The 13,215-nt window shown below is 42.8% G+C and carries 12 protein-coding genes; 5 read left to right on the forward strand and 7 right to left on the reverse strand.

Annotated features, from left to right (window positions below; genetic code table 11):
• Positions 1–81: 81 nt before the first annotated feature.
• Positions 82–681 carry an SPOR domain-containing protein gene (locus FTT99_RS05490; protein WP_180130554.1) on the reverse strand — a complete coding sequence of 200 codons (600 nt, stop codon included), beginning with the start codon at positions 679–681 and terminating at the stop codon, positions 82–84.
• A gap of 244 nt (positions 682–925) precedes the next feature.
• A complete protein-coding gene (gene argS, locus FTT99_RS05495) occupies positions 926–2,716 on the reverse strand; it encodes an arginine--tRNA ligase (protein ID WP_180130557.1) in 1,791 nt (596 codons plus the stop codon).
• Positions 2,717–2,893: 177 nt separating this feature from the next.
• Between argS and FTT99_RS05500 the strand changes: the two genes are divergently transcribed.
• Entirely contained in the window at positions 2,894–3,181 is a 288-nt protein-coding gene (locus tag FTT99_RS05500; RefSeq protein WP_373684219.1) for a DUF2798 domain-containing protein, read from the forward strand.
• A gap of 59 nt (positions 3,182–3,240) precedes the next feature.
• Here the strand turns inward: FTT99_RS05500 and FTT99_RS05505 are convergent, their stop codons facing one another.
• The 4 genes from FTT99_RS05505 to FTT99_RS05520 form a co-directional block, all read right to left on the reverse strand.
• Positions 3,241–3,834: a hypothetical protein gene (locus FTT99_RS05505; protein ID WP_180036023.1), complete on the reverse strand. Its 594-nt coding sequence runs from the start codon at positions 3,832–3,834 to the stop codon at positions 3,241–3,243.
• 106 nt (positions 3,835–3,940) lie between these two features.
• Positions 3,941–5,251 (reverse strand): DUF445 domain-containing protein, encoded by a 1,311-nt coding sequence (locus FTT99_RS05510; RefSeq protein ID WP_180161317.1) that lies wholly within the window; start codon positions 5,249–5,251, stop codon positions 3,941–3,943.
• 26 nt (positions 5,252–5,277) lie between these two features.
• Positions 5,278–5,835: a hypothetical protein gene (locus FTT99_RS05515; RefSeq protein ID WP_180106739.1), complete on the reverse strand. Its 558-nt coding sequence runs from the start codon at positions 5,833–5,835 to the stop codon at positions 5,278–5,280.
• A gap of 59 nt (positions 5,836–5,894) precedes the next feature.
• Positions 5,895–6,434 (reverse strand): DUF924 family protein, encoded by a 540-nt coding sequence (locus FTT99_RS05520; protein ID WP_180101683.1) that lies wholly within the window; start codon positions 6,432–6,434, stop codon positions 5,895–5,897.
• A gap of 210 nt (positions 6,435–6,644) precedes the next feature.
• Between FTT99_RS05520 and gshA the strand changes: the two genes are divergently transcribed.
• Positions 6,645–8,222: a glutamate--cysteine ligase gene (gene gshA / locus FTT99_RS05525; RefSeq protein ID WP_180130566.1), complete on the forward strand. Its 1,578-nt coding sequence runs from the start codon at positions 6,645–6,647 to the stop codon at positions 8,220–8,222.
• A gap of 21 nt (positions 8,223–8,243) precedes the next feature.
• On the forward strand, positions 8,244–8,771 hold the full coding sequence (locus FTT99_RS05530) for a disulfide bond formation protein B (protein ID WP_180073350.1): 528 nt from the start codon (positions 8,244–8,246) through the stop codon (positions 8,769–8,771).
• Positions 8,772–8,839: 68 nt separating this feature from the next.
• On the opposite strand, the gene FTT99_RS05535 is transcribed toward FTT99_RS05530, so the two are convergent.
• A complete protein-coding gene (locus FTT99_RS05535; protein ID WP_180130569.1) occupies positions 8,840–10,171 on the reverse strand; it encodes an alpha/beta hydrolase in 1,332 nt (443 codons plus the stop codon).
• 243 nt (positions 10,172–10,414) lie between these two features.
• Between FTT99_RS05535 and FTT99_RS05540 the strand changes: the two genes are divergently transcribed.
• Together FTT99_RS05540 and parE are read left to right on the forward strand one after the other, a co-directional pair.
• Positions 10,415–11,014: a YqiA/YcfP family alpha/beta fold hydrolase gene (locus FTT99_RS05540; RefSeq protein WP_180041431.1), complete on the forward strand. Its 600-nt coding sequence runs from the start codon at positions 10,415–10,417 to the stop codon at positions 11,012–11,014.
• A 188-nt stretch (positions 11,015–11,202) separates the two neighbouring features.
• Entirely contained in the window at positions 11,203–13,083 is a 1,881-nt protein-coding gene (gene parE, locus FTT99_RS05545; protein WP_180130571.1) for a DNA topoisomerase IV subunit B, read from the forward strand.
• The last annotated feature ends 132 nt before the right edge of the window (positions 13,084–13,215 follow it).

A 13,215-nucleotide genomic window follows, 5' to 3' on the forward strand; every position in this document is an offset into this window, starting at 1 on the left:
AAAAGAATCCCTTCTAACCTCCCTTTATTAAAGGAATGAATAAAAAAAAGCGCCATCAGGCGCTTTTTTTAAATTCAAAATTTAGCGTTTTACGACGATCGAGTCGATACTGCTATGACGTAAAGTTTGTTGTGCAATCACAGCAGCTTCTTGTGAATCATAGGGGCCAGACACGACGCGATACCAAACTTTGCCATTTTCATTACTTTGGATCACATCGGCAGATAAGCCATTTAAAATAATTTCTGCACGACGGGCATCGGCTTGGTCAGGGTCATCATAGCTACGCACTTGTAAAATATAGCTGGCAGCAGCTGGTGTTGTTTCTGTGGCTTCAATATCCGGCTCAGTTGGTGTAGTGGTAGCCGTTTCAGGTGCTTCAACGATCACCACGGTTTCTTTGGTATCGGTTTCAGGCACAGCTTGATCTGGAATCGGGGTGACTTGTTGCTGAGGCAACAGATCATAAAAACGGTAATCTTTATTGGTTTCTTCTTGGTAGTGTTCAGAGGTAATTTGACCTTTCGGTTTTACCGGCTCCCATGGCTTCCATAACATCAAGGCCACCAAGAAACTCAACACGATTAGAATGATCACAAGTGTACCTAACCATGCAGGAATCAATGGTTTTTTAGGCTGATTTGGCCGCTCTGATACACCGCGTTGCGTTTTTCCAAACACGAGGAAACCTCTTTAATTGTAATTGTTACGAACCTAGTGGGAACTGACCCAAAACCAAGTTCTGATTATTATATATTACATGACTGTCATGCTGTTTATGTTTAATTTTCACAATTTCAACATCTTCAATTTTTCATTAAAAGATGACTGAATATCCATGAAAATACAGGCTCATAAAGAGCCTGTATAGGCGTCAATGTATAATTTCATACATGGACGGATTCTAACGTATGCTAAGAATGGCTTACATTGATTCAGGCGCACTCACACCCAATAATTTAAGACCATTGCGTAAAACTTGTTTTACGTTTACAGACAGTAATAAGCGCGCTTGAGTCAGTTCTGCGTCATCACCCAAGACTTTATTTTCGTTGTACCAACCATGGAACAACGCCGCCAATTCTTTCAAGTAGTTACCCACTTGGTGTGGTTCATAGCTGTTTGCTGCACGAACTACAATTTCAGGATAAGCCGCAAGTTTAGCAAGAACTTCAGTTTCAGCTTCTAACTCAAGTTTTGCTGCAAATTGACGTGCAGCTTCAGCAGAGAATTGAACGTCAGTCGCATCCGCTTTTTCTAGCATACGGCAGATACGTGCGTGTGCGTATTGGATGTAGTACACCGCATTGTCTTTGCTTTGAGACACAGCAAGGTCTAAGTCGAAGTCAATGTGTTGTTCTGATTTACGCATGACGTAGTAGAAACGAGCAGCATCGTTGCCCACTTCTTTACGTAAGTCACGTAATGTCACGAATTGACCTGAACGAGATGACATTTGAACCATCTCGCCGCCACGCCATAGGCTCACAAATTGAACCAAAAGTACGGTCAATTTTTTAGAATCATAGCCAAGCGCATCAATCGCTGCTTTCACACGTGCGATATAACCGTGGTGGTCTGAACCCCAGATATCCACGATATCGGTATAGCCGCGTTGTAGTTTATTTAAGTGATAAGCAATGTCAGATGCGAAGTATGTAGTCTGACCATTACGACGTTTCACTACACGGTCTTTTTCATCACCAAATTCAGTTGATTTGAACCAGATGTTGCCATCTTTTTCGTATAAGAAACCACGTTGATCGAGCATTTGTAATGCTTCATCAATTTTTTCAGTCAAGGTTGCTTCGCTGAACCATTGATTGAAAGTCACGCCAAATTCACCGAGGTCATCTTTAATGTCATCGAGAATGGCTTTCAGCGCAGCTTGATGGAACACACGGTAACCCGCAGCCAAATGGTTTTGTGAATTATGAATTAGGCCATCAATGTGTTTTTCTTTATCGCCTGAAACAACGACTTTATTGCCTTCGCTATCGAGTTCAGCGGCATATTGCACATCTTCTGGAACATCTTTGTAGATGTCGGCAACAGGGCGTACATAAGCATCGCCATCTTTGTCGATAATGCTTTGAGCGATTTCTTTAACGTAGTCGCCTTGATATGCATTTTTAGGGAAGACCAGTTGTTGACCGGTCAATTCTAAATAACGCAAGTAAGTCGATGTCGCCAAGATATCCATTTGACGGCCAGCATCGTTGACATAGTATTCACGGTCAACTTTGGCACCTGTTGCTTCAAGAAGATTGGCAACGGTCATACCGTAAGCTGCGCCACGACCATGACCAACGTGTAGGCTAGACGTTGGGTTGGCTGAAACGAATTCCACTTGAACACGTTTTTCAGCATTGGCCTGAGTGCGACCGAACTGATCTTTCTGAGCTTGAATTTGGTCTAAGACAGCAAAACGTTGGTCAGCATTTAAAAAGAAGTTAATAAAGCCAGGACCTGCAATTTCTGCTTTGCTGATATCTGCGACTTCTGGAAGATTTGCCAGAATTTTTTCGGCTAAATCACGCGGCTTCATACCTGCAGCTTTAGAGGCAATCATGGCAATGTTTGACGCAAAGTCACCGTGGCTTCGGTCTTTGGTTCGGGTCAAATTGCTAGTATTGTTCCAGTCAGTTGGGAGTACACCTTCAGCTTGAAGGGATTGCACTGCATGATCGAGCGCTGCTTGTATTGCCGTATTCATAATCAGTCGAAAAATAAATGTCGCAGAAAAACGGTAAATATAGCAAATTTCAGGCTCTTTAGGTGAACCCATTTGTTGCGAATAAAAAATATTCGATAAAAGTGAAGCATTGCTTATATCGAAGTAAAACGATATAAGTAGTTTAGCGATTCAGGATCACTGCTTGAGTATATGGACATGTCACAACCCACCCCTAAAATTTTTGGCAATGTGCCGAAGTTAGCTGCACGCTGGGCGCTGATTATCGTGCCGTTTATTTTATCCTGTCTCATGAGCGGTATTATTTCGTTTATTAATATGCTCAGAAATTTAGGCTGGTTTGAGGGATTTGTGACTCTATGGCTGCATAATTGGATGATTTCATGGGCAATTGCTTTTCCCATTGTACTGATTTTATTGCCATTTGTTCGAAAGTTTACAGGCCTGCTGGTTGATATGTCAGGGCCACAGCCACCTGCAAAATAAGCCTGCATGTAAGTCACAGCTGAGTCAAACGGTGACTTACTGCATTTCGCTTTAAATATTTATAGGCTATCGCGACAACTCACTGCTTTAGAGAGTAACTCGGCTTTGTTGTTTTGGAAGGTATAGAGTTTTGAGGAATTAAACACTTTAATGACTTTGGCCTGAGCGACAGCGGTTTTAAAGCTTTGGAACTTTTGCTGATGGGCTGTCTCAAACGGATTTCCAAAGTTTTTATTGTCGAGCAGAATTTGAATTTGCCCCACATTTGTATCATGTGCTTTTAGGATCTCTTGGCCATCCGCGTTGCTTATACTGAAAGTTGGGCGCTGAGTGCTGATTTTGCAATTCAATTTGAGGCTCAAGGTGAAATTGTCTGCCGATTTATTTTTGAGGGTAGATGTGCCTTGTTGATCATTTTCAATATAGACCCACTGATTTTTCGGCATATTGGTCAGCAGAGTTTCTAACTGTTGTTGGGTACTTTTGCTGATATCGACAGTGCCTTTTTTATCGATTTCAGGGGCTTTTTCTTTACCGAGCATGCCCATCACTTTGTCGCTGACTGTGCTACTGGTTTTGGAAATGGTCTGGCAAGCGCTTAAGCTACTGATGATTAGAATGAATGGTAGTGTATAGATGGCAGGTAAATGCATAGATTTTATTGTTCTATTAAATTTTCGGATCGGCAAAGTTTAACGGTTCTACGCATAAAGCTCAAACCTGAGGCCAATCTCCTTTGAGGAGGACTGCTGCAGGCGGCTAAAGCAGCCATTCTACACAGGCACGAATAATCCCCAGTGCGAGGCCAATAAAACCACCGACCACGACACCATTGACTCGAATCATATGCAAGTCGCCACCGACTTCGTTTTCGATCTTATCGATCATTTCACGTGAGTCCCATTCATGTATACGTTCACTGATAAACCGAATAACTTTTTCGCTATATTGATCGGAGAGATTGATGGCAATATCACTCATTTTTTCATTCAGCAATTGGCGTACAGCGACATTAGAGACAATATTTTCGCCCACTTGTTGAATGGCGACACGTAGGTTTTGTGCAATACCTGAGTCCGGCTTTTGTAGATCAGATTTAATCGCATCACATAAAATCACAACAGCGCCGCTTAAAAAGTTAAGCATTTGTGGGCTGTCTAATAAAGCGTCCTTGGTGCTATTCAAACGTTGGCTGGCAACACTCTGATTGTCCGCCAGTTGCTGCATAAGCTGCTGTGCCATGTCTTCGATTTTACGGCGCCACGGATGTTCATGGTCAGCAAGCATGGACTCGACACGACTGACCAGTGAATCAATGGTGCGCTGCTGTACATCAATACCAATCCAGCTTGCACCTTTGGCGAGCTTCCAAACCCCGAGTTCTTTAAACAACTGACGTGATAAATCACGGGTTTGTTCAGGGTGCTGTAACATCCAGTCATGGGCTAAATCTAATCCACGTTGCAGGACATCTTGATGGAAATCATTTTCTAAAACTGCTCGCAGCATTTCACTGGCAAGATGGTTGACTTGCGTATTGCGTACCCATTGCACGCTGTTATTTTGGATAAATTGTCCAATTTGTTCCTGACCGACAAATTCGAAAATTTTCGGTACCGTTTGCTGAATGACTTGGGTCACTTGCGCATTATTGTGCGGATTGGCCAACCATTTCCCGACGGCAAGAGAGAGATCCGTCTCCGCTAAGCTTTTTTCAACCACTTGTGGTGAAAGAAAATTCTCCTGAACAAAGCGGCCCATTGACTCGGCAATGCGTGCTTTATTACGAGGAATAATTTCTGTGTGGTCACGTAAAAATTTAGGAATCGGAATACGACCAAAGGGATTGCGAAATAAAACGGTTATCGCATACCAGTCTGCCAAACCACCAACCACGCCAGCTTCTGCTGAAAGCATTAAAATATGAATGAGCCAGACGTATTCGGGCAGCAATTTAGCTGCGATCATCAATGCAATCCACGCCAGCACCGCCACCACCAAAGCAATGGTGGCGAAGCGTTTACTGCGTTGCAGACTAGGTGAAACAGCAGGCTGTTCAGTTGGGTTCATCAATGATCGGGTCTCTATGGGTTGACTTATTTGGTGGTAGGCTCAGCGGCTACAGGCAAAGGATTTCCTTGGCTGTCTAAACCATATTTAGCCCCGAGTGATTGCAAAATCAAGCGAGCATCAAAGGCATCCTGAGGGGCTTTGGCACGATCTTTATAGCAAGTAATACTGTAGGAAACTTGAGTTGGATCGAGTGTGACCACCTGTGGAACGTCATAAAACGGGCCTGGCCAAAAACCAGGATGGCGACGGTAATAGCCATATGGATAAGGCATTGGGTCTGGGTAAATCACCGCTTGGCGCGGCGGTTTTTGACTCCGATTACTCGGGTCATCCATGACTTTAAAATATTGAAAGCCATTGTGTAGGGTGGTTTGAGCGGCTTTAACCAAGGTAATTTCTTCGGCAGTACCATAGCTCATATTGGGTCTAGCTTGAAAGCTAATACGATAGCTTTGAGCATTTAATGGCGTTGCAGCATAACGACCCAATTGTTCGAAGGTTAAAGGCTTCGATGGGGTGCTTGCGCAGCCGGTGAAGCCCAGTGCTGCGGTTATGGCTGCTGCGATAATGAGTTTGTTCATGCGCATACTCCTGTTTAGTCGGTTCATGGCAAGGGGAGATACTGGCCAAAAGCCGTCAATTAAAAGCTAGAATTGGGCTGGGTTAAAAATTCCAATTCCTCTGCTGTAGATGTTCTGCCCAATACCGCATTGCGATGAGGGTAACGTCCAAATCGATCGATAATCACTTTATGCTTTTTTTCAAATTCTAAGTTGATCGGATTGCCCAGTTGCTCAAATAATTTTAACGCGCTTTGATGGATTTTTGTCGATTCGCTATGCATAAAGGGCATATATAAAAATGAGCGCTGTTGAGGGCTTAATTGTAGATCTAAACCCTGCGCAATAGCTTCTTGTGCAAGCGCCAAAGCCAGTGCATCTTGGGCAAAAGCCAAGCCAGAGTCACGGAATAAATTTCGAGAAAATTGATCTAAAACAATAATTTCAGCCAATCGACCTTCGGCTGTGGTGCGCCATTGCCACAGTTCTGCTTGACTGGCCGCTTGATGGATGTCTTTAAACTTTTTTTCGATTAAAACATCAAAATTATTGCTTTTAGCGAACCAATTGGGCTGATTTTCTGGGTTAAACCAAAATTCGAGAATATCTTGATAATTCATAAGTTTTAAGCATTATTAGCATATATTTGTTTATAAAATCACAAATTTCAAATGTCATATAGAGTAAGTTTGTGATAAAAAATTGCCAAAATAAAATCACGGTTTGTCTCAAAACTATACAGTGGGTCATATGCCCACTTCAAATCGCGTTATACTGATATAAACTGATGATTTTATTTTAGTAGTTTCTTCCATTTAAGCGAGATAGCAATGAGTCAACCCGAATCGACCTCTCAAGACATTTTACCGACTTGGGTAGATTCTTCGCTGATTAAAGGAATGTTGCGCGGTATTGAGCGTGAAAGCTTACGTATGCAAAGCAACGGTTTCTTGTCTCAGGCCGACCATCCCCAAGCCTTGGGTGCGGCATTGACTCATCCGCATATTACGACAGACTATTCTGAAGCTTTGATGGAATTTATCACGCCGCCAAAAGAAACTATTACAGAGGCGTTGAACTATCTGCAAGATATTCATGCTGTTGCGCATACGCATTTGGAACATGGTGAAAAACTTTGGCCGTTGTCGATGCCATGCATGTTGGATAAAGACGAAGACAGTATTCGTTTAGCGCAATATGGCAGCTCGAATATTGGGCGCTTTAAAACCTTGTATCGTCGTGGTTTAGGGGTGCGCTATGGTCGCCGTATGCAGACCATTTCAGGGGTACATTATAATTTATCTTTCTCAGATCATTTCTTTGAAGCACTGCAACAGCACGAAACTGACGAAGCCCTTAAAGCATTGAGCTTACAGGATTATCGCAGTCATCGTTATTTTGGCCTGATCCGTAATTTTATTCGTTTAACGCCATTGGTGATGTTTTTGGTTGGGGCGAGTCCGTCGGTGTGTAAATGTTTTATGATCGGACGTGAACATCAGCTGTTACCGCTCTTAAAAGGCACGTTATTTTTACCTTATGCAACGGCACTGCGTATGGGAAATTTTGGTTATCAAAATTCGGCACAAAAACAGTTAGGGATTCACTACAACGACATTCAGGCATATTTGGAAGGTTTGCAAAAAGCGGTGCATACCCCGTATGCCGCATTTAGTCATTTAGGTTTAAATGATGAACAGGGTGAACCGATTCAAATTAATGACCACGTGTTGCAAATTGAAAATGAATACTACAGTTTGGTTCGTCCGAAACAAGTGCCACAGGATGGTGAAACACCATCTGAAGCCCTGCAAAATCGTGGTGTGGGTTATGTAGAATTACGCGCAGTAGACGTCAATCCTTATAGCCCAATTGGGATCAATGAAGACACGGCAGGCTTGCTCGAAGTGGTGGCTTTATACTGTTTATTGCAAGACAGCCCAGCATTGTTAGATGCCGAACAAAATGAAATTGAGAAAAATCAGGCTGAAGTAGTAAACCGTGGCCGTGCGCCAAACGCAGTGATTTTACAGCAAGGCCAAGCGATTCCAATTGAAACATGGTGTCGTACACATGTTGCAGCGATGCAACCGTTGGCTGAATTGCTGGATGATTCTTACAATACAGATATTTACACTCAGGCAATGGCTGTGATGCAATCACGCATCGATGAAGTCGATGAAACATTGTCGGCACGTATGATTAGCGATACTTTAGAACAAGGTGGAACTTGGGGCTTTGGTAGCTTTATGGCCTTACAACATGCTGAAGTGTATGAGCAGCATGTTTTGAGCCCTGAAACTGCAGCATATTTTGCACAAGCTGCTGAGCAGTCTTTAGAAAAACAGGCTCAACTTGAGCAAGACTGCACCTTGAGTTTTGAAGAATATTTGAAAAACTTTAGATAAAAAATTTTAAGAGGATTTACCATGAAATGGAGTTTCCGCTTCGTGAGTGGTTTGTTGTTTTTAGCCAGCGTGATCGGTATGTCTTTTGCGCTGTTTTTAGAACATGTACAAGGCTTAGAACCTTGTCCATTATGCGTATTCCAACGTATTGGTTTGATTGGACTCGGCATCATTTCATTGATTGCGTTGATTCACAATCCAGCATCGAATTGGGGTAAACGCATTTACGCATTGTTGGGGACACTATCAATTCTTTGGTCTGCTGGGGTGGCTGCGCGTCATATTTGGCTGCAAAACTTACCGCCAGACAAAGTACCTAGCTGTGGCCCGGGACTGGATTATTGGGTAGAAACGCTGCCGTTAAAATCGGTCTTTGAGCAAGTACTGACTGGCTCAGGTGAGTGTGCCAAAGTAGATTGGACCTTCTTGGGACAATCATTACCGGTTTGGTCATTGGTGTTTTTTGCGGTCTTAACTTTGCTTAGCCTTTGGCAGTTATTACGTAAATACCCAAGCAGACCAGTGCCACGTTTACGTGATAAATTTTAATTTAGTGATACATAAAAAAGCCCTCAGTTGAGGGCTTTTTTACGCATACACATGGTGGAAATTTTACCTTAGGTTAGGGCAATGCCTTCCATACTTTCCAAGTCCATCATAAATTCATAAATGTGGTCACAAGCTTTATCGTCATTATTTGGATAGAACCAATGCACGATTTGCTCAGCCACTTGCGGATGATGCTGAATTTCAAAATGGTTCAGGCCATAAAATATTGCTTTATGTGAGTCAGGTACTTTTAATTGGTAGCGTGGGTTTGGGTGTTCTCCTAACGCACTTTTCACACTGACCAAGTAATCTCCAATCACATGTCGCGTTTTATTGCGACGATGTTCATATTCGATGGTCCCTGCCACGAGGTAGGTATTGATATGCGATGGAATCGGGGCTGGTTTACGGTTGTCGTCCATGAGTCCAATACGGACATCATTATGTTCCCAATCATCATCACGCACGCTGCCATAGCGCAAATCTAAAATGCCGTTACTGCGGATATTCACCACGTGGCCCACGATTTTGACCAAGGGGAAACGCCCCAATTGATCTTGCAGATGAAATCCGACACGTTCAAGTACCGCACCATGATGTGGTGAGCCCAAGCAGACTAGATTTTCAACTTGATGAATCCATTGATACATGTTTTGTTTGCCATAAAAAATGGCACTACGGGACACTAAGCCTCCCATACTATGACCAATTAAGTCGATACTGGTAATACCCGGGTTACGACGGACCAAATCTTCTAATGTATTGGCAAGGCTGCGACCATTAGTCGAGATACGACGACCCGTGTTGTAATTTAAATACAGCATGGTGTTGTGGTCACGTTGAGACAGTAATTTTTCACCAATGCCGCCATATTTGGCTGTCGACCATGACAGATGATTCATGCACAGCCCATGAATCAGCAGGGTAATACGACCAGTTAATTCACCTTTTTGTACCGCACCATAATGGTCGTAAACCACCATCGGTAAAGCCATCGGGTTGTGATATTTCAGTAAATAGTCGCCCAAGACCCCATTCAGCGCGCCCACTAAAAAGTGTAAAGACGGCGTGAGGGGTTTGTCGTGTAAGCGTGGGAATTTTTCAATAATGCTACGCAGCGTTGGTGCAAGTAAATAATTGCCATAATTGAAAAAAGTGTTGTAAGAAAATTCGTAAATCCGTGCAATGGTCGGCTGCTTATGAAAGGCTTTCGAGCCTTGTTCGCTCATTCCAAAAATACTGATTAAAATTTCACGTTGAATGTTTTTGATCAAGTCATGCACGACATCACTAAAACGCATTGTCACGAGTTGTGCCAAACCTTCCAGCACATCTGCTTGACTGGGTGGCGTGCGGTCCCATTTACAATAGGTTTCATGCAATGGTGTTAAGCTAGGCATAATGTTCCTATCCTTACATTCAATGCTATCCCTCGATTGTATTTATTACTGGAATAGCCTGAAGTTTCATTGTTTATTTTATAAAATTCTCACGAACAGCTTTTACAATACCGATAACAGACCTGTCGGTGAATGCCTTTTGTCTGACAATTTTACTAAAAATTCAAATTTATAAAATGTGACGCAGTTAGCACTTATATGCCACTTTTAAAGCAATTTAAAGATCAATTTGGAATCAAAATGATGAATATTGTGTATTTGCATGGTTTTCAAAGTAACTCAAATTCAGTGAAAGGGCAGATATTGCGGCACTATTGTGCAGACTTAAATGGTGTGCAAGTGCATTTGCCAGATTTGAATATGCCACCGCTACAGGTAATGCAGCAGATGTCAGAGCTGATTGAAGGTTTGGATGATGTGGTTTTAGTGGGGAGTAGTTTAGGTGGTTTTTATGCGACGCAGTTGATGGCACGCCATCACATTCCTGCGGTGCTCATCAATCCTGCGGTCTATCCATGGCAATTATTTCGTGATTTATTTGGCGAGACGGCATTGCCTTATCAGGTGACTGAAACGTGGTGCTTGGATGATGCACAGCTCAATCAAATGCAGGCTTTGGCTATATCTAAGGTTGAAAATGCAGATCAACTGTTGGTCTTGCTCCAACAAGGTGATGAAACCTTGGATTATCGTGATGCTGCTGGTTTTTATAGTGCGGTTCAAGCCGGCACGGCTATGCTGATCACTGAGGTGGGTGGAACACATGGCATGGATGATTTTGCAGAAAAAATACCGATGCTCTTGCAGTTTTTATCTGATGCTGTCAAAAATATGCCTAAATAAAATGATCCAATACAAATGCTGAAAAGTTAGATCCAACATACAAAAAATGGGCAGTTACGACATCATTTGACGTTTAAATTGTTTAAGAAAATGGCGGCTGATCGCAAGAGATATGCATTTTAATAAAAAAGCATATACTGTAGCGCTTGAAGAAATGTTTTAACCAAAAAAGCAGGGAATTTTGCAACGTGACGCAATATACGGCTCAATCACTTGAAGTTTTATCTGGCCTAGATCCGGTACGTCGTCGTCCGGGTATGTATACAGACACTACACGACCAAACCATTTGGCACAGGAAGTGATAGATAACTCCGTCGATGAAGCGCTTGCAGGTCATGCCAACAAAATTACTGTGACGGTTTATAAAGATGGTTCTTTGTCGGTAGAAGACAATGGACGCGGTATGCCTGTTGATATTCATCCTGAGTATGGCCAAAGCGGGATTGAAATTATTCTGACCAAATTACATGCCGGTGGTAAGTTCAGTACCGATAACTACCAATTTTCAGGTGGTTTACACGGTGTGGGTATTTCGGTGGTGAACGCACTGTCAGATCGTGTTGAAGTGGAAGTTCAGCGTCAAGGCAATCTATATAAAATGGCCTTTGAACATGGCGTTCCTGTGGCACCGCTTGAGGTGTTGGAAGGTAAATGCGCTAAACGTGCAACGGGTACTACCGTGCATTTTTGGCCTGAAGCCAAATATTTTGATTCGCCTAAATTTGCGCTGAAAGCCTTAAAACACAACTTAAAAGCCAAGGCTGTTTTGGCGGCAGGCTTGCAGATTATTTATATCGATCAAATCAACAACGAAAAGATCGAATGGCAATTTGAAAATGGTCTGGTCGACTATTTGATGGATGAGCTACAAGACCGTGACATCGTTCCTGTTCCTGCATTTGTGGCGACTGGTGAAGCTGAACGTGCTAGTGCTGAATTTGCCATTTGCTGGAACGTTGAAGGCGGCGAACAGATTCAAGAAAGTTATGTCAATTTGATTCCAACTGCGCAAGGCGGTACACATGTCAACGGTTTACGTTCGGGTGTGACAGATGCGATTCGTGAGTTCTGTGAATTACGTAACTTGTTGCCGCGTAATATGAAGCTGTCTGCCGAAGATGTGTGGGATGGTGTCAACTTTATTCTGTCTTTAAAATTCCAAGAGCCACAATTTTCGGGTCAAACTAAAGAACGACTTTCAAGCCGTGAAGCCTCTAGTGTGGTGTTAAATATTGCCAAAGATGCCTTTACACTGTGGCTGAATCAAAACTCCGATATTGCTATGCAACTGGCTGAAATGGTGATTGCCAAGGCCGGTCGCCGTTTAAAAGCTGCGAAAAAAGTTGAACGTAAGAAAATCGTTTCAGGTCCAGCTTTACCAGGTAAATTGGCTGACTGTGTGGGGCATACCCTCGAAGAATCAGAACTGTTTATTGTGGAAGGGGATTCTGCAGGTGGTTCTGCTAAGCAAGCACGTGATAAGAACTTCCAAGCGATCATGCCGATCCGCGGTAAGATTTTAAATACTTGGGAAGTGTCTTCTGATGAAGTTTTAGCATCGCAAGAAGTACATGATATTGCGATTGCGATTGGTGTAGATCCGGGCAGTGATGATTTGTCAGAACTACGTTATGGCAAGATTTGTATCTTGGCCGATGCCGACTCGGATGGTTTGCACATTGCGACTTTACTCTGCGCACTGTTCGTCAAACATTTCCATACTTTGGTTGAGGAAGGACATCTGTTTGTGGCGATGCCACCGCTGTTCCGTATCGATGACAATAAAGATGTGCACTATGCCTTGGATGAAGATGAACTAGAAAGCATCTTAAAGAAATGTAAAACCAAAAATCCTCAAATCACTCGATTTAAAGGATTGGGCGAGATGAACGCGAGTCAGCTGCGTGAAACGACTATGGATCCCGATACACGTCGTTTGGTGCAACTAGACTTGGATGACGTACAGTTTACTTCAGGTTTACTCGACAAATTATTGGCGAAGAAGCGCTCTTCAGACCGTAAGCATTGGTTGGAACAGAAGGGTAATTTGGCCGATTTAGCGGTTTAAAATTGCAACAAGGAAAAAACCACGCAAGTGGTTTTTTTTTGCTTCAAATTTAGGAAAAGCTGCATGATTTGTGTGCTAAAACACCGTGTTTTTTGAAAAACGTCGCAAAATTGTTCAATTATAGGTCAAATG

It is taken from the genome of Acinetobacter sp. YH12040, assembly GCF_013420005.1.
GTDB lineage: Bacteria > Pseudomonadota > Gammaproteobacteria > Pseudomonadales > Moraxellaceae > Acinetobacter > Acinetobacter amyesii.

Coding starts and splice junctions, on each gene's coding strand:
- FTT99_RS05515 (WP_180106739.1), bottom strand. CDS start 5,835: ATGAACAAACTCATTATCGCAGCAGCCATAACCGCAGCACTGGGCTTC.
- FTT99_RS05505 (WP_180036023.1), bottom strand. CDS start 3,834: ATGCATTTACCTGCCATCTATACACTACCATTCATTCTAATCATCAGT.
- FTT99_RS05510 (WP_180161317.1), bottom strand. CDS start 5,251: ATGAACCCAACTGAACAGCCTGCTGTTTCACCTAGTCTGCAACGCAGT.
- argS (WP_180130557.1), bottom strand. CDS start 2,716: ATGAATACGGCAATACAAGCAGCGCTCGATCATGCAGTGCAATCCCTT.
- FTT99_RS05535 (WP_180130569.1), bottom strand. CDS start 10,171: ATGCCTAGCTTAACACCATTGCATGAAACCTATTGTAAATGGGACCGC.
- FTT99_RS05530 (WP_180073350.1), top strand. CDS start 8,244: ATGAAATGGAGTTTCCGCTTCGTGAGTGGTTTGTTGTTTTTAGCCAGC.
- FTT99_RS05520 (WP_180101683.1), bottom strand. CDS start 6,434: ATGAATTATCAAGATATTCTCGAATTTTGGTTTAACCCAGAAAATCAG.
- gshA (WP_180130566.1), top strand. CDS start 6,645: ATGAGTCAACCCGAATCGACCTCTCAAGACATTTTACCGACTTGGGTA.
- FTT99_RS05500 (WP_373684219.1), top strand. CDS start 2,894: ATGTCACAACCCACCCCTAAAATTTTTGGCAATGTGCCGAAGTTAGCT.
- FTT99_RS05540 (WP_180041431.1), top strand. CDS start 10,415: ATGAATATTGTGTATTTGCATGGTTTTCAAAGTAACTCAAATTCAGTG.